Source organism: Rathayibacter sp. AY1D2 (assembly GCF_002932695.1).
Lineage (GTDB): Bacteria > Actinomycetota > Actinomycetes > Actinomycetales > Microbacteriaceae > Rathayibacter.
Genome location: NZ_PSVX01000124.1, coordinates 1 through 1859 on the forward strand (window position 1 = coordinate 1; position 1859 = coordinate 1859).

The following is a 1859-nucleotide window of genomic DNA, read 5'->3' on the forward strand; positions in this document are numbered from 1 at the left end:
TTCGGCGGCTGGAGCACGGATCCCGACGTGGTCAACACCGGCCTCGTCGCCCCGATGATCACCTACCTCCTCCCGCTCCTCATCGCGAACACAGGCGGCGATCGCCTCGGTGACCGCGGAGCGGGCGTCGGCGGCGCTGTCGGCGGCGAGAGCGAGCTCCGCGTACCGCTTGGCGTCGTCGAGGGTGTGCTCGGCCAGCTCGGCGCGGACGTCGGCGAGAGCCGACGGCGACATCGAGAGGGTGGTGGCGCCGAGGCCGACGAGGACCACGGCGAGCAGCGGGTCGGCGGCGGCTTCTCCGCAGATCCCGACGGGCTTGCCCAGCGCCGCTCCCGCGCGGCCGACCTCGCCGACGAGGCGGAGCACGGCCGGGTGCCACGGGTCCTGGAACGCCGAGACCGTGCCGAGCATGCGGTCGGCGGCGAGCGTGTACTGGGTCAGGTCGTTGGTGCCGATCGAGGCGAAGTCCGCGACTCCGAGGATGCGGTCGGCGAGCAGGGCGGAGGAGGGGACCTCCACCATCACTCCGGCGGTACGGATGCCGAGCTCCCGCGCCATCGAGGTGAAGTAGCGGGTCTCGTCCACGGTCGCGACCATCGGCGCCATGACCCAGAGGTCGGCGTCGGTCGCGGCATCGGCCTGGGCGAGGGCGGTGAGCTGGTCGCGGAGGATCTGCTCGCTGGCGCGGAGGGCGCGCAGTCCGCGGAGACCGAGGGCCGGATTCTCCTCGTGGTCGTCATTGAGGAAGCTCAGCGGCTTGTCGGCGCCGGCGTCGAGCGCGCGGACGACGACCTTGCGGCCGGGGAACGCAGCGAGCAGGCGCGTGTACTGCTCCGCCTGCTCGGCGACCGAGGGCGCCTCCTTCGCGTCGAGGAAGAGGAACTCGGTGCGGAACAGCCCCACTCCCTCGGCGCCGAGCTCGACCGCGTTCGCAGCGCCGTCGGCCGAGCCGAGGTTCGCGAGCAGCGGCACGGCGTGGCCGTCTGCCAGCGCGCCGGGAACGACCGGTGCGGCGAGCATCTCGGCGCGCTCGGCGATCGAGGACTTCGCGGCGCCGATCTCGGCGTCCGAGGGGTTCACCGTCACGACGCCGGAGGTGGCGTCGAGGATGACGAGCTGGCCGTCCCGCAGGTCGAGGGCGCCGGTGGTGCCGACGATGGCGGTGATCGACTTCTCCCGGGCGAGGATCGCCGTGTGCGAGGTCGGCCCTCCGTCGCTGGTGATCAGGCCGAGGACCTTCTCGAGGTCGAGCAGCGCCGTGTCGGCCGGAGCGAGGTCGCGGGCGACGAGCACGAACGGCTCGTCCGACTCGGGGACGCCGGGAGCGGCGACGCCGCGCAGGTGCGCCACGACGCGCTGCGAGACGTCGTCGAGGTCGGTCGCGCGCTCGGCCATGTAGCCGCCCATCGCCACGAGCAGGTCGCGGAAGCCGGCGAAGGCCTGGTGCACGGCGCGCTCCGCGGTCTTGCCCCCGGCGATCCGCGCCTTGACGTCGTCCGCGAGGGACGGGTCCTCGGCCATCAGGGCCTGGGCGTCGAGGACGTCCTTCGCCGAGCCGCCGGCCCGCTCGCCTCGGTGGCGGATCGTCGCGGCGGTGGCGGAGAGCGACGAGACGGCGCGCTCCTCCTCCTGAGCGATGCTGCGGGTGCTGGCGGTGTCCTCGGGCTCGGGCAGCGGCTCCGGCATGCGCAGGACCGGCCCGAGGGCCAGCCCGCGTCCCACTCCGGTGCCCTGGAGCTTGGCGGAGGCGTAGGCGGTCTGAGGAGTGGACAGCGTCATGGGTGCTCGTTCCTGTCGTGCGGAGTGCGGGCGTGGAGTTCCTGGTCAACGCGGGCCTGCTCCCGCTGACCTCGCTCTTC

The 1859-nt window shown here is 73.4% G+C and carries 1 protein-coding gene; it reads right to left on the reverse strand.

The genetic code is table 11. The features are described 5' to 3' along the window. Positions 1-1686 (reverse strand): phosphoenolpyruvate--protein phosphotransferase (ptsP, locus tag C5D04_RS17705; RefSeq protein WP_374954396.1); only part of this gene is annotated, 1686 nt, incomplete at its 3' end. Positions 1687-1859: the final 173 nt, after the last annotated feature.